The 21,267-nt window shown below is 63.0% G+C and carries 20 protein-coding genes and 1 pseudogene; 7 read left to right on the top strand and 14 right to left on the bottom strand.

Annotated features, from left to right (window positions below):
• Positions 1-51 precede the first annotated feature (51 nt).
• On the bottom strand, positions 52-444 hold the full coding sequence (locus J3O30_RS02605; RefSeq protein ID WP_207582750.1) for a PRC-barrel domain-containing protein: 393 nt from the start codon (positions 442-444) through the stop codon (positions 52-54).
• Positions 445-675: 231 nt separating this feature from the next.
• Here J3O30_RS02605 and J3O30_RS02600 point away from each other — a divergent pair, with 231 nt between their 5' ends.
• Both J3O30_RS02600 and pgi read left to right on the top strand, forming a co-directional pair.
• On the top strand, positions 676-2,376 hold the full coding sequence (locus tag J3O30_RS02600) for a long-chain fatty acid--CoA ligase (protein ID WP_207582749.1): 1,701 nt from the start codon (positions 676-678) through the stop codon (positions 2,374-2,376).
• 137 nt (positions 2,377-2,513) lie between these two features.
• Positions 2,514-4,139 carry a glucose-6-phosphate isomerase gene (gene pgi / locus J3O30_RS02595; protein ID WP_207582748.1) on the top strand — a complete coding sequence of 542 codons (1,626 nt, stop codon included), beginning with the start codon at positions 2,514-2,516 and terminating at the stop codon, positions 4,137-4,139.
• Between the two features lie 204 nt (positions 4,140-4,343).
• Here the strand turns inward: pgi and J3O30_RS02590 are convergent, their stop codons facing one another.
• The 5 genes and pseudogenes from J3O30_RS02590 to J3O30_RS02575 all read right to left on the bottom strand — a co-directional run bounded on the left by J3O30_RS02590 (position 4,344) and on the right by J3O30_RS02575 (position 8,286).
• Positions 4,344-5,492: an alpha-hydroxy acid oxidase gene (locus tag J3O30_RS02590; protein WP_207582747.1), complete on the bottom strand. Its 1,149-nt coding sequence runs from the start codon at positions 5,490-5,492 to the stop codon at positions 4,344-4,346.
• 106 nt (positions 5,493-5,598) lie between these two features.
• A pseudogene (locus J3O30_RS33700) lies at positions 5,599-5,772 on the bottom strand (acyl-CoA desaturase); the annotation flags it as partial.
• A gap of 107 nt (positions 5,773-5,879) precedes the next feature.
• Positions 5,880-6,806 (bottom strand): carbohydrate kinase, encoded by a 927-nt coding sequence (locus tag J3O30_RS02585; RefSeq protein WP_207582746.1) that lies wholly within the window; start codon positions 6,804-6,806, stop codon positions 5,880-5,882.
• Positions 6,807-6,867: 61 nt separating this feature from the next.
• Complete coding sequence (locus tag J3O30_RS02580; protein WP_207582745.1) at positions 6,868-7,557, bottom strand: orotate phosphoribosyltransferase; 690 nt, start codon at positions 7,555-7,557, stop codon at positions 6,868-6,870.
• Between the two features lie 75 nt (positions 7,558-7,632).
• Positions 7,633-8,286 (bottom strand): TetR/AcrR family transcriptional regulator, encoded by a 654-nt coding sequence (locus J3O30_RS02575; protein ID WP_207582744.1) that lies wholly within the window; start codon positions 8,284-8,286, stop codon positions 7,633-7,635.
• A 113-nt stretch (positions 8,287-8,399) separates the two neighbouring features.
• Between J3O30_RS02575 and J3O30_RS02570 the strand changes: the two genes are divergently transcribed.
• The 3 genes from J3O30_RS02570 to J3O30_RS02560 all read left to right on the top strand — a co-directional run bounded on the left by J3O30_RS02570 (position 8,400) and on the right by J3O30_RS02560 (position 10,423).
• Positions 8,400-9,209 (top strand): NmrA family NAD(P)-binding protein, encoded by an 810-nt coding sequence (locus J3O30_RS02570; protein ID WP_207584246.1) that lies wholly within the window; start codon positions 8,400-8,402, stop codon positions 9,207-9,209.
• A gap of 2 nt (positions 9,210-9,211) precedes the next feature.
• Complete coding sequence (locus tag J3O30_RS02565; RefSeq protein WP_207582743.1) at positions 9,212-9,694, top strand: anthrone oxygenase family protein; 483 nt, start codon at positions 9,212-9,214, stop codon at positions 9,692-9,694.
• Between the two features lie 99 nt (positions 9,695-9,793).
• The gene (locus tag J3O30_RS02560) at positions 9,794-10,423 is read left to right on the top strand and encodes a glutathione S-transferase family protein (RefSeq protein WP_207582742.1); all 630 of its coding nucleotides are present in this window, start codon (positions 9,794-9,796) and stop codon (positions 10,421-10,423) included.
• 45 nt (positions 10,424-10,468) lie between these two features.
• On the opposite strand, the gene J3O30_RS02555 is transcribed toward J3O30_RS02560, so the two are convergent.
• The 6 genes from J3O30_RS02555 to J3O30_RS02530 form a co-directional block, all read right to left on the bottom strand.
• Positions 10,469-11,647, bottom strand: a complete 1,179-nt coding sequence (locus J3O30_RS02555; protein WP_207582741.1) for a GGDEF domain-containing protein — start codon at positions 11,645-11,647, stop codon at positions 10,469-10,471.
• Positions 11,648-11,958: 311 nt separating this feature from the next.
• A complete protein-coding gene (gene pyrC, locus J3O30_RS02550) occupies positions 11,959-12,999 on the bottom strand; it encodes a dihydroorotase (RefSeq protein ID WP_207582740.1) in 1,041 nt (346 codons plus the stop codon).
• A 116-nt stretch (positions 13,000-13,115) separates the two neighbouring features.
• Positions 13,116-13,748 carry a nucleoside triphosphate hydrolase gene (locus tag J3O30_RS02545; RefSeq protein ID WP_207582739.1) on the bottom strand — a complete coding sequence of 211 codons (633 nt, stop codon included), beginning with the start codon at positions 13,746-13,748 and terminating at the stop codon, positions 13,116-13,118.
• The gene (locus J3O30_RS02540) at positions 13,745-14,527 is read right to left on the bottom strand and encodes an ATP-binding cassette domain-containing protein (RefSeq protein WP_207582738.1); all 783 of its coding nucleotides are present in this window, start codon (positions 14,525-14,527) and stop codon (positions 13,745-13,747) included. Before J3O30_RS02540 ends, J3O30_RS02545 begins: the two co-directional genes overlap by 4 nt.
• A 2-nt stretch (positions 14,528-14,529) precedes the next feature.
• Positions 14,530-15,594 carry an ABC transporter permease gene (locus J3O30_RS02535; protein WP_207582737.1) on the bottom strand — a complete coding sequence of 355 codons (1,065 nt, stop codon included), beginning with the start codon at positions 15,592-15,594 and terminating at the stop codon, positions 14,530-14,532.
• A 155-nt stretch (positions 15,595-15,749) separates the two neighbouring features.
• Positions 15,750-16,769 carry a sugar ABC transporter substrate-binding protein gene (locus J3O30_RS02530; RefSeq protein WP_207582736.1) on the bottom strand — a complete coding sequence of 340 codons (1,020 nt, stop codon included), beginning with the start codon at positions 16,767-16,769 and terminating at the stop codon, positions 15,750-15,752.
• A gap of 328 nt (positions 16,770-17,097) precedes the next feature.
• Here J3O30_RS02530 and J3O30_RS02525 point away from each other — a divergent pair, with 328 nt between their 5' ends.
• Together J3O30_RS02525 and J3O30_RS02520 are read left to right on the top strand one after the other, a co-directional pair.
• Positions 17,098-18,345 carry an ROK family transcriptional regulator gene (locus J3O30_RS02525; protein WP_207582735.1) on the top strand — a complete coding sequence of 416 codons (1,248 nt, stop codon included), beginning with the start codon at positions 17,098-17,100 and terminating at the stop codon, positions 18,343-18,345.
• Entirely contained in the window at positions 18,329-18,799 is a 471-nt protein-coding gene (locus J3O30_RS02520) for an RbsD/FucU domain-containing protein (protein ID WP_207582734.1), read from the top strand. Before J3O30_RS02525 ends, J3O30_RS02520 begins: the two co-directional genes overlap by 17 nt.
• Positions 18,800-18,813: 14 nt before the next feature.
• Here the strand turns inward: J3O30_RS02520 and J3O30_RS02515 are convergent, their stop codons facing one another.
• Positions 18,814-20,037 carry an FAD-dependent oxidoreductase gene (locus J3O30_RS02515; RefSeq protein WP_207582733.1) on the bottom strand — a complete coding sequence of 408 codons (1,224 nt, stop codon included), beginning with the start codon at positions 20,035-20,037 and terminating at the stop codon, positions 18,814-18,816.
• Position 20,038: 1 nt separating this feature from the next.
• Complete coding sequence (locus J3O30_RS02510; protein ID WP_207582732.1) at positions 20,039-21,265, bottom strand: Atu1372/SO_1960 family protein; 1,227 nt, start codon at positions 21,263-21,265, stop codon at positions 20,039-20,041.
• Positions 21,266-21,267 lie beyond the last annotated feature (2 nt).

Here is a 21,267-nt window from a genome sequence, read left to right as displayed (position 1 = left end):
AAAAAGGCCCCGCATCCGCGGAGCCCTTCCAATTCGGCCTATCGAACGAGATTACATCCAGTAGGGCGGCACGCCGTAGTAGTCATAGACCCGGCGGCCATTGTCGTTGTACCAGCTGTCGTCATCGTCCGAATAGCTCGGTGCGCCTTCGATCTGTTCCTTGGTCAGGTCGATGCGATAGCCATCCAGCTTGGTGTCGTAGTTGAGCTTTTCCCAGGGTAGCGGATAGTGATCGTGACCGATGCCGAGGAAGCCGCCGAAGCTCAGCACGGCATAGGCGACGCGGCCGTCGAGCTTGCCGATGATCAGACGTTCGATCGAGCCGATATGCCTGCCATCGGCGCCGTAGACACGGGTGCCCTCGACGCGGTCGCTGGCGATTAGCGAATGCGTGCTCTTCGCGTTCGGATCACCGCGGTTGGCGTCAGTTTCCTGATTGAGCATTGTGCATCTCCTTTGGTTCCTCACGGGGGTACCTAGACAACGTGGCGCTAGACTCAAAGTTCCGCTGCTCGAACGGGCCATTATTGACGTTTACGTCAAGGTTAGTATAGCTTCAATTCGGCTTGAACCATTCGAGCAATGGCATAAGCTGCCGGACTGGAAGATGGAGGATCTTTCCGGTCGATCTGCCGACCGATCGTCGGCGCGGCGGCAGCAGGGGAGAGAGACACGATGAACAGCATTTCCGTCCATCCGAACGGCGCCAGGCCTGAGAAACCCTGGCTTGCCGCCTATCCCGATATGGTTCCGGCCGAACTCCCGCCGCTGGAATATGCCTCGCTGGCGGAACTGCTGGAAAAATCCTGTGCCCGCTACGCCGACCGGACCGCTTTTGCCAGCATGGGCAAGGCAATGAGTTATCGCGCGTTGGAGAGCCAGACGCGCAAGGTCGCCGCCTGGCTGCAGAGCACCGGCCTTGAGAAGGGCGACCGCGTCGCCGTGATGATGCCGAACGTCTTACAGAACCCGGTCGCGACCTATGCCATCCTGCGGGCCGGCCTCGTCGTCGTCAACGTCAACCCGCTCTATACGCCGCGCGAGCTCGAACACCAGTTGCGCGATTCCGGCGCCAAGGCGATCTTCGTGCTGGAGAATTTTGCCCGCACGGTCGAGCAGGTCTTGAACAAGACCGACCTCCGCCATGTCGTTGTCACCTCGCTCGGTGACATGCTGGGGATCAAGGGGCTGATCGTCAATTTCACCGTGCGCAAGGTGAAGAAGCTCGTGCCCTCCTGGTCGATCCCTGAGCACAAGAGCTTCGGCCAGGTGCTGCGGGAAGGCGCGAGGAAAAGCCTTGAGCCGGTCACGCTTGCGGGCAGCGATATCGCCTTTTTGCAATATACCGGCGGCACGACCGGCGTTGCCAAGGGCGCGGTGCTGACGCATGCAAACCTGCTTGCCAACAAGCTGCAGCTGTCGCTTTGGCTCCGCTCGGCCTTCGAGCGCAAGAAGCAGCCCGAGGTGCTGAATTTCCTCTGCGCTTTGCCGCTCTACCACATCTTCGCGCTGACGGTGAATTCGCTGATGGGCATGTCGCTCGGCGCCCGCAACATCCTGATCGCCAATCCGCGCGACATTCCCGGCCTCGTCAAGGAATTCGGCAAGTCCGACGTGCATATCTTCCCCGGCCTCAACACGCTGTTCAACGCGCTGATGAACAATGCCGATTTCGCCAAGCTCGACTTCTCGCCGCTGATCATGTCGCTTGGCGGCGGCATGGCCGTGCAGCGCCCGGTCGCCGAACGCTGGCTTAAGATAACCGGCACGGCGGTAACGGAGGGCTACGGCCTTTCCGAGACCTCGCCGGTTGCCACCGCCAACCGTTTCGATTCGGCCGAGTTCACCGGCACGATCGGCCTGCCGATGCCCTCCACCGACCTCGATATCCGCGACGAGGACGGCCATTCGCTGCCGCTCGGCGACGTCGGCGAGATCTGCATCCGCGGGCCGCAGGTGATGGCCGGCTATTGGCAAAAGCCCGAGGAAACGGCGCGGGTGATGACGGAGGACGGCTATTTCCGCTCGGGCGACATGGGTTTCATGAACGACCGCGGTTTTACCAAGATCGTCGACCGCAAGAAGGATATGATCCTGGTCTCCGGCTTCAACGTCTATCCGAACGAGATCGAGGAAGTCGCCGCCATGCACGCCGGCATCCTCGAGGCGGCGGCGATCGGCGTGCCGGACGGGCATTCGGGCGAGGCGGTCAAACTCTTCGTCGTTCGGAAGGACCCGAAGCTGACGGAAGCCGAGGTGAAAGCCCATTGCATCGCCAATCTCACCAACTACAAACGCCCGCGCTTCATCGAATTCCGCACCGAGCTGCCGAAGTCGCCTGTTGGTAAGATCCTGCGCAAGGACCTGCGCGGCTAATTTAACAACCTCATGAAATTGACGGCCATCCGTTCGCCGCGGATGGCTTTTTTGTATCTGGAGCGGTGGCTGAACTTGATTTGCGCCCGATAAAGCGAATAGTTTCCGCAACCTTTCCGCCTCCAGAGGAGCCTCCCATGAACGCCATCGTCGAACAGCTGAAAAGCACCGCTGATGCCACCAAGGCAACCGATATCCGTGCCGCCTTCGCCTCCGATTCCGAGCGCTTTTCGCGCTTTTCGGTTTCGCTTGACGACCTGTTGATGGATTTTTCCAAGACGGCGGTGAACGACGACATCCTCAAGCTGCTGGTCAAGCTTGCCGAAGAGGGCGGCGTCGAAAAGAAGCGCGAGGAGATGTTCTCCGGCAAGGCGATCAATTTCACCGAGGATCGCGCCGTTCTGCACACCGCGCTGCGCAACCGTTCCAACACGCCGGTTCTGGTCGACGGCAAGGACGTCATGCCCGACGTCAATTCCGTGCTTTCTGCCATGGGCAAGTTTGCCGACGACATCCGCTCGGGCACGCTGAAGGGCGCCACCGGCAAGACGATCACCGATGTCATTAATATCGGCATCGGCGGCTCGGATCTCGGCCCGGTGATGGCGACGCTGGCGCTTGCCCCCTTCCATGACGGCCCGCGGGCGCATTTCGTCTCCAACATCGACGGCGCCCATATCGCCGATATCCTCAAGCTGGTGCAGCCTGAGACGACGCTGTTCATCGTCGCCTCGAAGACCTTCACCACCGTGGAGACGATGACCAATGCGCAGACGGCGCGCAATTTCATCGCCAAGGCGCTCGGCGAAGTGGCTGTGCAGCACCACTTCGCCGCCGTCTCGACGGCGCTCGACAAGGTTTCCGCCTTCGGCATCGACAGCGCCCGCGTCTTCGGCTTCTGGGACTGGGTCGGCGGCCGCTACTCGATCTGGTCGGCGATCGGCCTGCCGCTGATGATCGCCGTCGGCCCGGTTAATTTCGGCAAGTTCCTCGATGGCGCCCATGCCATCGACAATCACTTCCGTAAGGCACCAATTACCGAGAACCTGCCGATGCTGCTCGGCCTGATCGGCTTCTACCATCGCAACGTGCTCGGCTATTCCACCCGCGCCATCCTGCCCTACGATCAGCGGCTGTCGCGTTTTCCCGCCTATCTGCAGCAGCTCGACATGGAATCGAACGGCAAGGGCGTCACCATCGACGGCACGCCGGTCGAGGGCAATTCCGGCCCGGTCGTCTGGGGCGAACCCGGCACCAACGGCCAGCACGCCTTCTACCAGCTGATCCACCAGGGCACGAGCATCATCCCAGCCGAGTTCATGATCGCCGCCAATGCTTTCGAGCCGGAACTGCGCCATCAGCACCAGTTGCTGATCTCGAACGTTCTCGCCCAATCGGAAGCGCTGATGAAGGGCCGCACCTTCGACGAAGCAAAGAAGCAGCTGACCGACAAGGGCATGGACGGCAAAAAGGCCGATTTCATCGCCCCGCACCGCGTCTTCACCGGCAACCGTCCGTCGATCACCTTCGTCTACGACAAGCTCACCCCTTACGCGCTCGGCCGCCTGATCGCGCTTTACGAACACCGCGTCTTCGTCGAAGGCGTGCTCTTCCGCATCAACTCCTTCGACCAGTGGGGCGTCGAACTCGGCAAGGAACTGGCAACGGGCCTGCTGCCGGTTGTCGAGGGCAAGGAGAGTGCCGCATCGCACGACTCATCGACGCAGGGCCTGGTTGCGGCGCTGGCAAAGCTTGCGAAGTAAGTGTTCTGGACTGCCCCTCACCCTAACCCTCTCCCCGCTTGCGGGGCGAGGGGACGTGCCATACGTGATGTAGGCGGGGGACGAGAGGGCGCGGCTTGTTCCCCTTCGCCCCGTTTACGGGGGTCCGAAGGACGGGTCGAGACCAGCGGCTCGACCCCGGTTGGTGGCGGCAGCCGGATGAGGGGCGGACGCCGCCGCCCCCGCTCAGGAGCGGAAGCGCAGGTTCCGCCGGCTCAGTTGGCTGACCGTGGTGCAGCCCATCAGCTTCATGTCGCGCTCGATCTCGGTGCGCATCGTCTGCAGCGCCCGTTCGACGCCGGGCTGTCCGGCGGCGGCAAGCGGGAAGAGATAGTAGCGGCCGAGGCCGACGGCCTTTGCCCCGAGCGACAAAGCCTTGAGAACATGCGTTCCCCGCTGCACGCCCCCGTCCATCATGACGTCGATGCGATCCCCGACGGCGTCGACGATCTCGGCCAATTGGTCGAAAGCGCTGCGCGAGCCGTCGAGCTGGCGCCCGCCATGGTTTGACAGCACGATGCCGGTGCAGCCGATCTCGACAGCGCGCTTGGCGTCTTCGACCGACATGATGCCCTTCAGGCAGAACTGTCCGTCCCAGGCGCGCACCATCTCCGCCACGTCATCCCAGGACATCGACGGGTCGAGCATTTCGGTGAAGTATCGGCTGATCGACAGCGAGCCGCCATCCATCTTGACGTGGTTTTCGAGCTGCGGCAGCCGGAAGCGCTCATGCGTCAGCCAGTCGATCGCCCAGGAAGGCTTAATGGCGAACTGGGTCATGCCGGCGAGATTGAGCTTGAAGGGAATGGCAAAACCGGTGCGCTTGTCGCGCTCGCGGTTGCCGCCGGTGATGCTGTCGACCGTCAGCATCATCGCCTGCACGCCGGCATTTTTCGCCCGCGCCATCATCTCGTGGTTGAGGCCGCGGTCCTTGTGGAAATAGAACTGATAGATCTGCGGTCCGTCGCTGATCTGCCGGGCTTCTTCCAGGCTGATCGTGCCGAGCGAGGAGACGCCGAACATCGTGCCGTGTTTTGCCGCCGCCGCCGCGACCGCTCGCTCCCCCTGGTGGTGAAAAAGCCGCTGCAGCGCCGTCGGCGAGCAATAGACCGGCATGGCCAGCTTCTGCCCCATGACCGTCACCGACATGTCGACCTCGGCCACTCCCCTGAGAACGTCGGGCACCAGGTCGCAATTCTCGAAGGCCGCCGTATTGCGCCGATAGGTCACCTCATCATCGGCGGCGCCATCGATATAGTCGAAGATCGGTCCGGGAAGACGCCGTTTGGCCATGCGCCGGAAATCGTGAAAATTATAGCAGTCTGTAAGGCGCATCTTTTGTTCGACCCGTTTGCTTTTCGGGCCGCAACCTAAAGCACGATTCGAAAGCTTGCCAAGGCTTCATCGTGCGATTTACGGCTTGTTGGAGAGGATAACGCACTCATGGGCGAGATTCCGCCTGACCCGCCGCGTGATATGGCGAATGATTGCCACCGGCAGTCTCGGATACGTCGACGCGCCTCAAGCCTCGCCGTGGCACGATTGTGTGCGGGAGCTTGATCGCCGAAGCCAGACCGAGCCTTGCCAGCAGCCGGATGAAATACCATCCGAGGTCCGCCGCTAAGGAGACGAAGGGAATCGAGAGGTCGCGGCCATATCCCTTCGCCCCGCTTGCGAGGGTCCGAAGGGCGTTGGCGGCAGCAGATGGGGGCGGAAGCTCCCTTAAAGCCCAATCTCATGCGCCCAGGGCGGGTTGGCGCCGGCGCGGGAGACGGTGACGGCGGCGGCTTTGGCGCCGAGGGTGAGGGCGTTGCGGAGCGCCTGCTCGTCGAGCGAGGCGACCTGGGCCTTGGTCAGCAGATTGTCCATCTTCAACGAGGCCAGCACGCCGGCATCGAAGGTATCGCCGGCGCCGACCGTATCAACGACCGTGACGCGCTGGCTCGGCACCGTCACCTTGCGCTCTTTGGTATAACCGGAGGCGCCTTCGGCGCCCTTGGTGATGACGACCAGTTTGGCGCCGTGGTTCAGCCAGTGGGCGGCGAGCGTATCGTGGTCGCCGGTCAGACCGAACCAGTCGAGATCCTCGTCGGAGAATTTGACGATGTCGGATTTGGCGGCCATGCGCTTGATGCGGGCCATATGCGCCGGCTTGTCCTTGATGAAACCGGGACGGATGTTCGGGTCGAGCGAGATGACGCGGCTTGCGGCTTCGCGGTCGAGCAGCGCTTCATAGGTTTCGCCGCAGGGGCTGGGGATCAGGCTGATTGCGCCGAAATGCAGCGCTTCGCAATCATCGCCAAGGATCGGCAGGTCGGCCTCGGTGATCATCCGGCCGGCCGTGCCCTCGTCGTAGAAGGCGTAGGTCGCCTGGCCGTTCACCAGCTTGACGAAGGCGATGGTCGAGGGGCGCGGAGTGATGGCGCAGGGGCTGTAATCGACATTGGCTGCCTTCAGCGTCGCAAGCAGGATCTCGCCCATCATGTCGTCGGCAATGCCGGTGAAAAAGGCGGTGGGGATGCCGAGGCGGCCGAGCGCGATGGCGGTATTGAAGATGGCGCCGCCGGCATAGGGGGCAAAGCCCTTTTCACCAAGGGTCGTGTCCCTCGGCAGCATGTCGATCAAGGCTTCGCCGCAGCACAAAATCATCGAATTCCTCCCAACAGACTTATACGTTCATCAACCGATTAAGTGAGCTTTTGTCAACTGACTAGAGCGAAAGCTCACTTACGCCACCATTCCGTCCCGACCAGGCCAGCGGCGCATCGAGGAAGGCTTCGACCTCTTCAAGCGTCTTGTCGTCGAACAGCTTCTGCGCCTTGGCGACGGCCAGGACATTACGCCAGGTGGCGATGTGATGCAGCCGGACCTTGCCATCGGCAAAGCGCTGGTCGCCGAAAATGCCGTAAAAGAACAGCGCAATGCCGTGATCGACGACGCCGCCGGCGGCACGGACGGCCTCGATGAACTTGAACATGCTGCCGCCGGCCGTCGTCAGGTCCTCAATGACCAGCACGCGCGAGCCTTCCGGCATATTGCCCTCGATCTGGGCATTGCGGCCATGGCCCTTCGGCTGCTTGCGGACATAGATCATCGGCAGGCCGAGGCGATCGGCCAGCAGAGCGGCGAAGGGGATGCCGGCGGTCTCGCCGCCGGCGATGCAATCGAACTGCTCGAAGCCGGCATCGCGCAACAGGGTGCTGGCGGCGAAATCCATCACCGTCGAGCGGATGCGCGGGAAGGAAAGCAGCTTGCGGCAATCGATATAGACCGGGCTCGCCATGCCGGAGGCGAGCTTGTAGGGCGCTCCCGCATTGAAATGCACCGCCTTGATCTCCCACAGCATCTTGGCCACCAGTTCGGCCATCACGGCGCGGTCGGGAAACGTGGTCTGGATCATGCGGCTCTCCTTCGGCTCGGTTCCCTGCGGGAATAGCAGCAAGAGGCCTGAGTTTCCAGACGCTGGACGATCGTATTAGCGCAACAGACGGCCGATATCGGGTCCCTGCATCTTCTTGAACAGGACAATTGCCTCGTCACCCTCTTCCGCATCCAGCGAAACGGCATAACGCACGGCGGCGGCAAGGAGCTGCATCGTCAGCCGGGCGATCGCCAGAAGCTCCTTTCGGTCGCGATCCGGCCACAGGCGGAGGAGCACGGCGAGAAAGGCCTGGGCGTGAAATTCCATGTCCTCGGCATCGATCTGCTGCAGCAGCTTATCGGTATGGGTTGCGTGCCAGATGTCGCGCATCACCGGCTCGCGGCGGAAGAAGGCATAATATTCGTCGACGATCGTGGCGAGCGCGGCTGTCAGCGCCACGGCGTCGGTCACTTTCGCCAGCTCCGCCTCGACGCAGCGCCTGCCCTCTTCGTTGAAGCGTTCGGCCAATGTCCGGATGATCGAACTCTTGTCGGGGAAATATTGATAGAGGGCGCCGAAGGAGAGGCCGGCCTTTTCGACGATCTCGCTCATCTTCAAGCCGTCGCTGCCATGGCTTTCGATCAGCTCGGCGGCAACGGCAAGGATCTTTTCGAAGCGTTCGCGGCCGCGCTGCTGGCTGGGGATCCGGCGCGGCTGGCCCGAATGCTGCTGCTGGCGCCTGCGCGTTGCGACCGGCTGTTGCGACATCGTCTGCTCCTCATGGTTGACAAACAAAATAAGAGAGTTTATCTCATTTTGCAAATGGGAGAGTTTCTCTTGTTTCTTAACTTTGGAAGGAGCTTCGACAGCAGAATTCCGAAATCGTCGTCGTCGGTGGGCCGGGAAAGACCGGTGGCCGCATCATCAAGCGCCTGGAAGCGCGCGGCCTCACCGTTCGCGCGGCATCGCGCTCCAGCGCACGTCCCTTCGACTGGGAGGACAGGTCAAGCTGGCGCGGCGCGCTTCAGAGCGCATCGAGCGCCTATGTTGCCTTCCAGCCGGATCTTGCCGTCGCCTGGGCGGCAGAAGCGATCGCAACCCTCGCCGAGGTGGCCAGGGAATGCGGTCTTGAGCATATCGTGCTGCTCTCCGGCCGCGGCGAAGAGGGCGCGCAACGGAGCGAAACCGCGCTCACCGCTTCCGGCATCGGCACCACCATCCTGCGCGCCTCCTGGTTCTGCCAGAATTTCAGCGAGGGTGCCTTTGTCGAGCAGATCCTCGGCGGCCGGCTGCAATTGCCGGCGGGCGAGATCCGCGAACCCTTCATCGATGCGGACGACATCGCCGATGCCGCCGTAGCCGCCTTGACCGATCCGCGCCATCGAAACAAGATTTACGAACTGACCGGTCCCCGGGCGCTGACATTCGGTCAGGCGGTCGCCGAAATCGCCGCGGCAGCCGGACGGCCGATCGAATACCAGCAGGTGTCGATGGCAGACTTCACCGGCGGGCTTGCGGCAGCCGGCCTGCCACAGGGCCTGATCGACCTTCTGGAGGAGCTCTTCGGCCAGGTGCTCGATGGGCGCAATTCCAGCACCATGGGCGGCGTCCCTGATATTCTCGGGCGCCCCGCCACCGATTTCAGCCACTATGCCCGCCGGGCCGCGGCATCCGGAATATGGAGTGCCTGACTATGCAGATCGTCCTCATCCTTTCCCTCGTGGCGGCGGCAATCGGCAGCGGCCTCGTCGCCGGCATCTTCTTCGCCTTTTCGACCTTCATCATGACCGCCTTCTCCAGGATTCCTGCGGAACAGGGCATTGCGGCGATGAACTCGATCAATGTCACGATCGTCCGCTCGCCGTTCATGGGTCTCTTCGTGCCGACGGCGATCCTCTGCATCGTCATAACAGTGCTCGCCCTGATCGACTGGCGCGGCGGCGCATCGACGCTGATGCTGGCAGGCGCCGCCCTCTATCTCCTCGCCTCCTTCCTCTCGACCATCATCTTCAATGTGCCGATGAACGATGCGCTGGAGAAGGTAAGCGGCAGTGGGCCGCAGGCAGTCGAGCTCTGGGCCGCCTATCTCAGGGACTGGACGTGGTGGAACCATGTGCGGACCGTGGCCTCGCTGCTTGCTTCGGTCGCCTTCATCAGGGCGCTGATGATCGTCTGAATGATTGCTTCCTGGCTAACCGACATGCCCCTTCAGGAATCGGGTGGTTGGTTTCGAGGCGGCGTGCGAACGTGAGCCAATCGTCGCGAAAGGACCGCCATGTTTACGCTTCACGATTATCTGCCGTCGCAAAATGGCTGGAAGGTCCGGGTTTTGCTCGGCCTGCTCGACATGCCTTATATCAGTCGCGAAGTATCGATCTTCGAGGGCGAGTGCCGCACCGAGGCTTTCCTGAAACTCAACCCGGTGGGCGCCGTCCCTGTTCTCGAACTCGACAATGGGCGTGCGATCGCCGAATCGAACGCAATCCTCACTTTTCTCGCCGAGGGGACGCGCTTCCTGCCGTCAGACAGGTACCGGCGCGCCAAGGTCATGCAGTGGCTGTTCTTCGAGCAATATCATGTCGAGCCGGTCATCGGTTCGCTGCGCTTCTGGACGTTGACGGGGCGGCTGGAGCGTAACCAGAGCATGATTGCGGGCAAGCGCGACGCGGCAAACCGGGCGCTCGCTGCACTCGAACGGGACCTCACCGACAGCCCGTTTGTTGTCGGCGAGGAGTTGTCGATCGCCGACATTGCGGTTTATGCCTATAGCCACCGGGCCGAGGATTGCGGCTTTTCGCTCGCAGTTTATCCCGCCTTCGCCGCCTGGTGTGGCCGCGTCCGCGATGCCATCGGTCCCGATTATCCAGTCCATCTCTATAGTATGGATCCGCATTCCGCTGGCTAACGACCGTATGCCACCGGAAGACGTCATCAGAGGATCCGCCCGGAATCAAGACGCGGTGCGCGATACCTCGACGGGAACCGCCTGCAGGTGGCCTGCTAGTTCCACCCGGTTGCGGCCGCCCCGTTTGGCGGCGTAGAGCGCCTTGTCGGCGGCGTTCAGCATGGCGTCGAAATCCAGCGGCTTGGCGCGGCCGGGCGCAACGCCGACGCTGACCGTGCATTTCAGCACCTCGTCGTCGATGTAAATCTCGCGCACCTCGAAGGCCCTGCGGATGCGCTCGGCCGCCAGTTCCGCCCGGCCGGGCATGATCTCCTTCAACACCAGCGCGAACTCCTCACCACCCAACCGTGCGGCGATGTCGCCGGGGCGGCAATGGGCGGCGAGTTCGCCGGCGAAGACCTTGAGCACGCGATCGCCGCTCGCATGGCCGAAGCGGTCGTTGACGGATTTGAAGTGGTCGATATCGAAGACGATGACGGCCGTGGTCGAGCCCATCGGACGCGTACCGTATTGATCGAACAGGGCGCGGCGGTTGAGCAGCCCGGTCAGCGGATCGGTGATCGCCTCGAGACGGTGGCGCGCGGCAAGCCGCCACTGATGCAGCGCCAGCGACAGCGCACCGATCCCGGTCATGCCGGCGATGCAGACGGCAAGGCTCAGATCCTCGGCCCAGTTGCTGGGCGCGCTTCCGAGCACCAGCTTGCCATCGGCGATCAGCACGGCGGCGCAGAGCACGAAGGAGATCCCCGTCAGCGTATAGAGCGCGGTGATGCCGAGGATCGGCGCGGGCGCTTCGGCGCGGGCGAGCCAATATTGCCGGGCGGTGGCAAAGAGCAGCAAAGCAATGGCAAGATTGTCTGATATGAAGGCCAGGCCGTCATAACCTGCCAGCATCGGCACGATGGAGAAAGCCATCGCCGTCAGCGCACGGGCAGAGATGCCGAGCAAAGCGAGCCGGCCGGTGAGAAACTGTCTGCCGGCACCCCATATGGTGGCGAAACCGGCATGAAACAGCACGAAATTGGCCACACCCAGCCATGTCTCCGGCCTGTTCACATAGGCGCCGTAGATGAAAATGCCGGCAATGACGAGGACCAGGCCGATGCTGGCGGTGAGCAGCACGGTTTCGGCCCGACGCACCAGCCAGCTGCCCATCAAGGTCACGGCAAGGCATGCGGTGGAGACGCCGAGCGCCAGCAAAAGGGAGTTATAGTCAAGCATCATGCTTTTTCAGTCTCCGCGACTGCAGCCACGCCGATAATCTTGGCAAGCTATGCGATCGGCAGTGAGGAATGTCTTATGCATTCCGTTAAAAAATGATGCACCGCACATAGAAATGTTAGAGCGGTAACTTCGAGGCGAAGCTCGCGCTTGAGGCGCCCCTCATCCGGCTGCCGCCACCTTCTCCCCGTAAACGGGGCGAAGGGGAAATGCCGCGACCTCTCCGTCCCTCGCCGACGTCTCGCAGGGCACGTCCCCTCGCCCCGTTTTTACTGGGAGAGGGTGAGGGTGAGGGTGAGGGACAAACGTGGCGCTTATGCCACCACCTGCCAATGCAGCGGGAACATCGGATCAAACACCGTCACCGGGCCGGCGCCGGTTTCGATCCTGGCGGGGAAGACGACCGGCTCGGCCTGCTTTGCCAGGGTGATGCGATCCTCGTTCGGCTGAAGCCCGTACCAGGCCGGGCCGTTCAGCGAGACGAAGGCTTCGAGATTTTCCAGCGCGGCCTCCTGTTCGAAAACATGGGCAAGGCAGCTCATCGTATTGACCGAGGTGTAGATGCCGGCGCAGCCGCAGGCGCATTCCTTCAGCGGGTCGACATGCGGGGCGGAATCGGTGCCGAGGAAGAAGCGCGGATCGCCGCCGGTGGCGGCGGCGCGCAAGGCCAGCCGGTGGTTCTCGCGCTTGGCGACCGGCAGGCAATAATAATGCGGGCGGATGCCGCCGACCAGGATGGCGTTGCGGTTGATGATCAAATGGTGAGTGGTGATCGAGCCGGCGAGATTGGCCTTGGCCGCCTTGATGTAATCGATACCATCAGATGTCGTCACATGCTCCATCGTCACCTTCAGCTCAGGCAGGCGTCGGCGCAGCGGATCGAGCACGGTGTCGATGAAGACAGCCTCGCGGTCGAAGATATCGACCTCAGGTGTCGTCACCTCGCCATGGACGCAGAGCGGCAGGCCGATCTTTGCCATGCGCTCCAGCACCGGCATCGCCTTTTCCATGTCGCGCACGCCGCCATGCGAATTGGTGGTGGCGCCGGCCGGATAGAGCTTGACGGCGGTGATCAGGCCGCTTTTTGCGCCCGCCTCGACATCGTCGGGGCTGGTATGCTCGGTGAGATAAAGCGTCATCAGCGGCTGGAAACGATGGCCGGCCGGCAGCGCTTTAAGGATACGTTGGCGGTAGGCGATGGCGTCTGATGTGGTGACCACCGGCGGCACCAGGTTGGGCATGATGATGGCGCGGGCGAAGGTGCGGCTCGTATCGGCAATCACGCCTTCCAGCATGGCGCCGTCGCGCAGATGCAGGTGCCAGTCGTCAGGGCGGCGGATGGTGATCGATTGCATGGCAGGCCTCCGAAGCGATGCGTCTGCGGCTTCGAATAACACTAAAGCGCGGCGCATTGAAATCGATTCATGCGCCGCGCTTCAGCTCGTTGTTCATGCATGTCGTCGTCGCGGCATCACGCCAGCGCGATCTCCAGCGTCACATCGGCCGGACGGCGGTTTTCGAGGATCAGCCGGCCGTTCGGCAGGTCGTTGCCATAGACCTTGGCGCTGGCGGCGTCCTCGGTGAGATTATAACCGCGCCAGCGCGCCCAGAGCCGCTCCTCGAGCACCTCGATCGGCGGGGCCAGCATAATCGTGTAATCGAAGATGCCGTCGAGTTCTGCCCATTTACCTTGCGTGAAGAGCAGATAGTTGCCCTCGACGATGATGAAACGGTCCTTGGGATCGATCGGCCGGGCGGAAGCAATCGCGAGTTCGCGCGAGCGGTCGAAGACCGGCACCAGAACCTCCTGGTCGGCTGGCCTGACGGCACGGACGATGTCGAGGAAACCGCGGACATCGAAGGTCTCGGGGATGCCCTTGCGGGCCAAAAGGCCGCGTTCGATCAGGATGGCATTGTCCATGTGGAAGCCGTCCATCGGCAGGACTGCGGCGCTTTCGCCTTTGGCGTTCAGCGCCGCCGCCAGATTGTCGGCCATAGTCGACTTGCCCGACCCTGGCGGGCCGGCAATGCCGATGAGGAAGCGCGTGCTATCGCCGGCGCGGCTGAGGACCTCGCCGGCGATTTCCTCGGTGCTGACCGTCATGCCGCGACCGGCTCCGTCGGCACCGCCTTGGCGCCGGTCATGAAGGCGACGGCGTCGGACATGGTGTATTCCTTGGGATCGATCACCGTCAGGCGCCGGCCGAGGCGGTGGATATGGATCCGGTCGGCGACCTCGAAGACATGCGGCATGTTGTGGGAGATCAGCACGATCGGAATGCCGCGGGCGCGAACGTCGAGGATCAATTCCAGCACGCGGCGGCTTTCCTTGACCCCGAGGGCGGCCGTCGGTTCGTCCATGATGATGACCTTGGAGCCGAAGGCGGCGGCGCGGGCGACGGCGACACCCTGGCGCTGGCCGCCGGAGAGCGTTTCCACCGCCTGGTTGATGTTCTGGATGGTCATCAGGCCGAGCTCGGAGAGCTTGTTGCGCGCCAGCTTTTCCATCGCCGGCCGGTCGAGCATGCGAAGCATCGAGCCGAGCACGCCGGGCTTGCGGATCTCGCGGCCGAGGAACATGTTGTCGGCGATCGACAGCGCCGGCGACAAAGCCAGGTTCTGATAGACGGTCTCGATGCCAGCATCGCGCGCTTCCATCGGCGAGCGGAACTGCACCTGCCGGCCTTCGAGGGTGATCACCCCCTCGTCCGGGGTGGCGGCGCCCGATATCGCCTTGATCAGCGAGGATTTGCCGGCGCCGTTATCGCCGATGACGGCGAGGATTTCGCCGGGGTAAAGGTCGAAATCGGCATTGTCGAGCGCGGTCACGCGGCCGTAGCGCTTGACGAGACCGCGCGCGGTGAGAAGGGGTTCGCGAGCCATGATTACACCGAAACCTTTCTGATCCACTGGTCGATGGCGACGGCGGCAATGATCAGCACGCCGGTCAAAAGGACTTTCCATTGCGGGTCGGCGCCGAGCATGTTGAGGCCCATCGAGACGACGCCGACGATCATCGCACCGAACAGCGTGCCGAGAATGGAGCCGCGGCCGCCGAACAGCGAGATGCCGCCGATCACCGTCGCGGTGATCGCCTGCAGGTTAAAATCGGTCACCGCCGAGGATGGCGAGATCGAGCCGTTGCGGCCGATCGAGACCCAGGCGGCGAAGGCGGCGATGACGCCCGATATGGTATAGACGGTGAGCAGCACCTTCTTGGTCTGGATGCCGGAGAGCTTGGCCGCCTCCGGATCGTCGCCGACTGCATAGACATGCCGGCCCCAAGCGGTGTGATTGAGCACATACCAGAGCAAGAGGACGAGCAGCACCATGGCGATGACGCCGAGTGTGAGCACGGCGGTGCCGGCTTTGAAGCTCATGGCGAAAAGATGCAGCAGCGGCGCCTGTTCATCGACGTCGGTGTCGCGGATCGTCTCGTTGGCGGAATAGATGAAATTCGTCGCCATGACGATATTCCAGGTGCCGAGCGTTACGATGAACGGCGGCAGTTTCATGTAGGCGACGAGAAAGCCGTTCAGCAATCCGCAAAGGCCGCCGACGAGGAGGCCGGCTGCGACCGCGATCGGCGTCGGTATGCCGTAGGCGATGGCGACATTGCCCATGATAACCGCCGAGATCACCATGATGACGCCGATCGAAAGATCGATGCCGGCAGTCAGGATGACCAGCGTCTGGGCGGCGCCGAGAATACCGACGATGGCGATCTGCTGCAGGATCAGCGTCAGCGTGTAGGACGAGAAGAACCGTCCGCCGATGGCGATCCCGAAGATGATGATCGCCAGCACCAGCACGATCAGCGGCACGGCGGCCGGCGTCGAGTGCAGAAAATGCTGGGCACGCTTGATCAGCGAGACATCCTGATGCTCGAAGGAGGCGACGCTCTTGTCGCTGCCGTCGAGGACACGTTCGAATTCCTGTGTTCCGGTCATGGTTCCTCCTCCGCATCCGCGCGCCGAATTCGCACGGGGGCCGTCACCGATATCCTTCCGGTCTTTGCTTAGCCGGTTCGTGAGGCGACGGTACATCGTCCGTCGAAAACGGCCGGGGATCAAGCCCCGGCCGTTCTGCTTTCAAGAGATTTGGCTCAGCCCCAGCACTTGTCCGTGCCTACTTTGGTGTCGATCGACTTGACGCCGGAGACCGGCTTGTCGGTGACGAGCGAAACGCCGGTGTCGAAGAAGGATTTGCCTTCGGTCGGCTTCGGCTTTTCACCGCTGTCGGCGAACTTCTTGATCGCCTCGACGCCAAGGGCTGCCATCATCAGCGGATATTGCTGCGAGGTGGCGCCGATGACGCCTTCCTTGACCGACTTGACGCCTGGGCAACCGCCGTCAACTGAGACGATCAGCACGTTCTTTTCCATGCCGACGGCCTTCAGCGCCTGGTAGGCGCCGACAGCAGCCGGCTCGTTGATCGTGTGGATGACGTTGATGCTCGGATCCTTCTGCAGAAGGTTTTCCATGGCCTTGCGGCCGCCTTCTTCATTGCCGTTGGTCACGTCATGACCGACGATGCGCTTGTCGTCTTCGTCGCCGATCTTGTTCGGGTCCTTCGGATCGATGCCGAAGCCCATCATGAAGCCCTGGTCGCGCAGAACGTCGACCGTCGGCTGCGACGGGGTCAGGTCGAGGAAGCCGACCTTGGCGTCCTTGGCCTTGTCGCCCATGGTTTCCTTGGCCCACTGGCCGATCAGCTTGCCGGCGAGCAGGTTGTCGGTGGCGAAGGTGGCGTCGGCGGCATCGGCCGGCTCGAGCGGCGTGTCGAGAGCGATGACCAGCAGGCCGGCTTCACGCGCCTTCTTGACCGAAGAGACGATGCCCTTGGTGTCGGAAGCGGCAATCAGGATGCCCTTGGCGCCGTCGGCGATGCAGCTTTCGATCGCTGCCACCTGGCTTTCGCTGTCACCATCGATCTTGCCGGCATAGGACTTCAGCGAAACGCCGAGTTCCTTGGCCTTGGCCGTAGCACCTTCCTTCATCTTGACGAAGAAGGGGTTGGTGTCGGTCTTGGTGATCAGGCAGGCGGCAACGTCCGCCGCCATGACAGGAGCGGAAAAGGTGACACCAAGCGCGAGCGCGCCGAAAGCGAGAACAGATTTCTTCATGGAACTCCTCCCAGAGTTTGCCGGCGCCGCCCCTGCGGGCCGGAATTTTACGATATGACACTTTGCCGTGGATTGTTAAGCTTCCAAAGCCGTCCCGTGCCCTTGACGACGGCAATTAAAAGCGAAAAGAAATTGGCTTGTCAATAAATAAATCCAATTGAATTATTAATTCGATATGGCATGCTCCGTGGAAATCAGGCATACAGCGCCGCGCGTCTTCGACGCGCAAAGGACGCTGTAGCACTTTGAAGTGCTGCATAATTTTGTCCTTAAATCGATCCCGACTTAAGGAATTATGCAGTAGGGCCAACGATCGGGAGGAGCGGTCATGTCGTCCTTGGATGGACCGGAACACACACCGGTCCCGCCACCTATTCTGAATCCGGCCGGCGGTGCGAACCAGGTCAGGGTACGGGCCTATAATGAACGGCTCGTGCTGTCGCTGGTGCGTCTTTACGGCGCGCTGTCGAAGGCCGATATCGCGCGCCGCAGCGGGCTGTCGGCGCAGACCGTCTCCGTCATCATGCGGGTCCTGGAAAAGGAAGGGCTGCTGTCGCGCGGGGCGCCGGTGCGCGGCCGGGTCGGCCAGCCGTCGATCCCGATGCATCTCAATGCCGACGCCGTCTATTCCTTCGGCCTGAAGATGGGCCGGCGCAGCGCCGATCTGGTGCTGATGGATTTCGTCGGCCGCATCCGCATGCAGCTGCACCGGACCTATGCCTACCCGCTGCCGGATGAAATCCTCGCCTTCGTCACCTCGGGCATCCAGGAGCTCGAAGACCGGCTCGACGAAAAACAGCGCGGCCGCATTGCCGGCCTCGGCATCGCCGCACCCTTCGAGCTCTGGAATTGGGCCGAAGAGGTCGGCGCGCCGGCCGGCGCCATGGAGGTCTGGCGCGAGGTCGACCTGCAGGCCGACATCGCCGCGCGCGTCTCTCATCCGGTCTTCATGCAGAACGATGCGACCAGCGCCTGCGGCGCCGAACTGGTCTTCGGCGTCGGGCCGTCCTATCCGGATTTCGTCTATTTCTTCATCGGCTCCTTCATCGGCGGCGGCATCGTCTTGAATTCGGCGATCTTTTCCGGCCGCACCGGGACGGCAGGCGCAATCGGGCCACTGCCGGTGCGCGGCAAGAACGGCGAGACGATGCAGCTGCTCGAAATCGCCTCGATCTTCGTGCTCGAAAACATGCTGCGCGAGCGCGGCATCGATCCCGAGCCGCTGTGGTATTCGGCCGACGACTGGGTGGATTTCGGCGAGCCGATGGAAGCCTGGATCCAGGATAGCGCCAAGGCGCTGGCGCAGGCGATCGTCGCGGCCGCCTCGATCGTCGATTTCAGCGCGGCTGTGATCGACGGCGGTTTTCCCCATTGGGTGCGCAGCCGCGTGGTGCAGGCGACGATCGACGAAGCCGCCAAGCTCGACCTGCAGGGCGTCGTCATGCCCGAAATCCTCGAGGGCGCGGTCGGCGCCCAGGCGCGCGCCATCGGCGGCGCCAGCCTGCCGATCTTTGCGCGTTACCTCACCGACCAGAACGTACTTTTCAAGGAGGTAGACCATGCTGAAAGGACTTGATCCGCTGTTGAGCCCGGAGCTGCTTTTTACGCTTCGGGCCATGGGTCACGGCGACGAGATCGCCATCGTCGACGGTAATTACCCAGGCGTCGAACATGCGCGCCGGCTGATCCGGCTCGACGGCCACCATCTCGTGCCCGTTCTCAACGCCGTGCTCAGCGTGCTGCCGATCGATGATTTTGTGCCCGAGGCAATCTTCCGCTCGACCGTCAAGACCGAGCGCGACAAGCTCGATCCGGTGCATGAGGAGATGATCGACTGCTGCGCCCACCACGAGCCGCACCGCCAGGTGATGCCGCTGATCGGCCCGGATTTCTACGTCCGGGTGAAGGCCGCCCATGCGGTGATCCAGACAAGCGAGCCCAGGCTCTATGCCAACATCATCCTGCGCAAGGGGGTGATCTATCCGAAGGAGCCGGGCGCGCAGGCGGCGGTAGATCCGTTCGTTTATTAGCTATGGTCTAGCCGTCATCTCGTCTGCATACCGATCAGGTCCACCATTTTTCGGGCCGAGCCCAATGCTAAGGTCCAGCCGAGCATCCCGTGGCCGGTGTTGATGTAAACACCTTTCAGACGCTCGGAGGGCCCGATGATCGGGCGGGATGACGGGGTCATCGGCCGCTCGCCTGACCAGCGCATCAGAACGACGCCGCTATTGAAGAGATCCGGCAGGACACCGGCCGCTGCGCTACGCAGCGCTTCGAAACGCGCTGGGTCGAAGCCCGCGCCTGGGCGGTCGATATCGGCAAGACCGGCGACGCGGAAACGATCCCCGATCGATGCGAAAGCCAGCTTGCGTTTGACGTCGGTGAGGCTGATGGCGGGTGCGGCGCCGGTCCGCGGCACGGTCAGCGAATAGCCTCTCACCGGACGCACCGGGCGGACCTCCGGCAGCTCTGTGGCAAGCAAACGGACCTGAGCCCCCGCAGCGACGACGGCGGCATCGACCGTGAGTTCCTCCCGGTCGTCGAACCTCACGGCTGCAAGTCTGTCCGCCTCGCGCGAGAAACCCGCCACTTTCCGGCCGAAGAGGAGCGAAACCCGGTAATGCTGTGCAATATGGTGTGTCAGCTGACGGCAAAAGCCGGCTGCATCGCCGAGCGCATCACCCGGCGTGTAGACCGCACCGGCGATTTCGCCTTGGTAGCCGGCAAGGGCAGGCTCGATTTCCCGGGCTTCTGCGCGCGACAGCATGTGCTGCTCGAATCCGAGTGCATTCTTGCGCGAGACGGCCGATCGGGCCGCGGCAAAGCTGCGCTGATCCGGATAGAGATGCAGCTTTCCCGCAAGCCGGTAGTCGAAGGAAAGACCGGTTTCCGCCAGCAGGAATGCGAGCTCGCGGCGGGACTCTCCGGCGAGTTCCAGAATGGCCTGCGTATTGCTCCACCATCGCGGAAATGGTGCGTTGGCGAGGAAGCGCAGCCCCCAGAGAAGAAAATCCGGGTCCAGCTGCCAGCGAATCCGGAACGCGGGATCGCGGCCGAGGGCGATGGCCGGCAGATGCCTGAGCAGTCCGGGAGATGCCATCGCATCGCCATAGGCCCAGGAGAGCTGCGCGGCGTTGCCGGCGCTGGCGCCGCTGCCGGGTTCGGCTGCTGCATCGATAAGCGTCACATCGTGCCCTGCCTTGGCCAAAAGGTAGGCGGAGGAAACGCCGATGACGCCTGCGCCGATGACCGCGATGCGCGCCATGTCACACCTCGTTTCCCACAAGCGCGGTCAGCTCGATTTCGACCGGAACGCCCCGCGGAAGAGATGACACGCCGATCGCAATGCGGGCATGCTCCCACCGATCCGGAAAGAGATCGCGCAGCAGCTCGGACGCGCCGTCGACGACCGCGCCGTGGCGGGTAAAATCGTCAGTCGCGGCAACATAGCCCGCAAGCCGCACGAAGCCGCGCACCTTGTCGAACCCACCGCTGGCGCGCTCAAGCTGAGCAAGCACGTTGAGAAGGCAGATCCGTGCGCATTCGCGGCCCTCCTCGATCGAGACATCCGTCCCGAGCCGACCGGTCCGCCGAACGGCTCCATCGGTCACCGGCACCTGACCGGACACGGTGACGATATTGCCGGTTCGAACAGCGCCGGCGAAAGCCCCGGGCGGCATTGCGGCTTCCGGCAAGGCCAGGCCGAAGGCGGCAAGGCGCCTGCGCACAGCATCGCTTCCGCTCATGCCGGGCTCCGCCCTTCTCCTTTCCCCGGCTTCGGCACTGCGCGCGACGAAAGCCTTGAGGATTTCCAGATCGAGGACCGTCAGGCGGTATTCCGGATGCCACTGGACACCCAGGCAAAATGCCTCCGTCTCGCCCTCGAATGCCTCGATGATCCCATCGGGTGCCCGCGCGATGACGCGAAAGCGCCCGTGACCGGACAGCGCATGGCGATGCAGGCTGTTGACCCGGGTCGGTCCTGTCCCGACCCAGCCGGCAAGCAGGCTGTCCGGCTCGACGATGATCTCGTGCGCCAGTTCATCGGGCAGGTCCTGCGGGATGTGCGAAATGCCGGCGGCCGGAAGCTCGCTCAGGAACTCTCCGCCAAGGCACTCGCCGATCAACTGCATGCCATGGCAGATACCGAGGAGCGGTTTGCCTGTCGTCAGGGCCTTGGCCACCAGCTGACGCTCGAAGTCGCGGCGCCGATCAGCCACTTCAGCACCCGGACGGGAGCCGGTCAGAACGACACCATCGGCGAGCGCCAGCGCCGCATCGATGTTTTCGGCGTCATAGGGCAGGATCATCGGGACCCCGCCGGCGCTGGTGATTGCCTCGGCATAGTTCGACCGCACCACATATTCGCACTCGGTCGGCTTTTGCGGCGTCTCGCCGAGATCGGGCGTTATAAGAATGAGGGGGCGGGCCTTGCGTGCCGGCGCGGCGGAACGAAACGCGGTGACCGCGGCAACGGTCATATCGGTGGTCATGA

This window comes from Rhizobium sp. NZLR1 (genome assembly GCF_017357385.1).
Classification (GTDB): domain Bacteria; phylum Pseudomonadota; class Alphaproteobacteria; order Rhizobiales; family Rhizobiaceae; genus Rhizobium.
Note: the sequence above shows the minus strand (reverse complement) of the source record. Positions and strands in the feature narration are given on the sequence as shown.

What these genes read in the sequence shown, in the direction of transcription:
- J3O30_RS02605 (WP_207582750.1), bottom strand. Translation starts at nt 444, where the DNA reads ATGCTCAATCAGGAAACTGACGCCAACCGCGGTGATCCGAACGCGAAG.
- J3O30_RS02600 (WP_207582749.1), top strand. Translation starts at nt 676, where the DNA reads ATGAACAGCATTTCCGTCCATCCGAACGGCGCCAGGCCTGAGAAACCC.
- pgi (WP_207582748.1), top strand. Translation starts at nt 2,514, where the DNA reads ATGAACGCCATCGTCGAACAGCTGAAAAGCACCGCTGATGCCACCAAG.
- J3O30_RS02590 (WP_207582747.1), bottom strand. Translation starts at nt 5,492, where the DNA reads ATGCGCCTTACAGACTGCTATAATTTTCACGATTTCCGGCGCATGGCC.
- J3O30_RS02585 (WP_207582746.1), bottom strand. Translation starts at nt 6,806, where the DNA reads ATGATTTTGTGCTGCGGCGAAGCCTTGATCGACATGCTGCCGAGGGAC.
- J3O30_RS02580 (WP_207582745.1), bottom strand. Translation starts at nt 7,557, where the DNA reads ATGATCCAGACCACGTTTCCCGACCGCGCCGTGATGGCCGAACTGGTG.
- J3O30_RS02575 (WP_207582744.1), bottom strand. Translation starts at nt 8,286, where the DNA reads ATGTCGCAACAGCCGGTCGCAACGCGCAGGCGCCAGCAGCAGCATTCG.
- J3O30_RS02565 (WP_207582743.1), top strand. Translation starts at nt 9,212, where the DNA reads ATGCAGATCGTCCTCATCCTTTCCCTCGTGGCGGCGGCAATCGGCAGC.
- J3O30_RS02560 (WP_207582742.1), top strand. Translation starts at nt 9,794, where the DNA reads ATGTTTACGCTTCACGATTATCTGCCGTCGCAAAATGGCTGGAAGGTC.
- J3O30_RS02555 (WP_207582741.1), bottom strand. Translation starts at nt 11,647, where the DNA reads ATGATGCTTGACTATAACTCCCTTTTGCTGGCGCTCGGCGTCTCCACC.
- pyrC (WP_207582740.1), bottom strand. Translation starts at nt 12,999, where the DNA reads ATGCAATCGATCACCATCCGCCGCCCTGACGACTGGCACCTGCATCTG.
- J3O30_RS02545 (WP_207582739.1), bottom strand. Translation starts at nt 13,748, where the DNA reads ATGACGGTCAGCACCGAGGAAATCGCCGGCGAGGTCCTCAGCCGCGCC.
- J3O30_RS02540 (WP_207582738.1), bottom strand. Translation starts at nt 14,527, where the DNA reads ATGGCTCGCGAACCCCTTCTCACCGCGCGCGGTCTCGTCAAGCGCTAC.
- J3O30_RS02535 (WP_207582737.1), bottom strand. Translation starts at nt 15,594, where the DNA reads ATGACCGGAACACAGGAATTCGAACGTGTCCTCGACGGCAGCGACAAG.
- J3O30_RS02530 (WP_207582736.1), bottom strand. Translation starts at nt 16,769, where the DNA reads ATGAAGAAATCTGTTCTCGCTTTCGGCGCGCTCGCGCTTGGTGTCACC.
- J3O30_RS02525 (WP_207582735.1), top strand. Translation starts at nt 17,098, where the DNA reads ATGTCGTCCTTGGATGGACCGGAACACACACCGGTCCCGCCACCTATT.
- J3O30_RS02520 (WP_207582734.1), top strand. Translation starts at nt 18,329, where the DNA reads ATGCTGAAAGGACTTGATCCGCTGTTGAGCCCGGAGCTGCTTTTTACG.
- J3O30_RS02515 (WP_207582733.1), bottom strand. Translation starts at nt 20,037, where the DNA reads ATGGCGCGCATCGCGGTCATCGGCGCAGGCGTCATCGGCGTTTCCTCC.
- J3O30_RS02510 (WP_207582732.1), bottom strand. Translation starts at nt 21,265, where the DNA reads ATGACCACCGATATGACCGTTGCCGCGGTCACCGCGTTTCGTTCCGCC.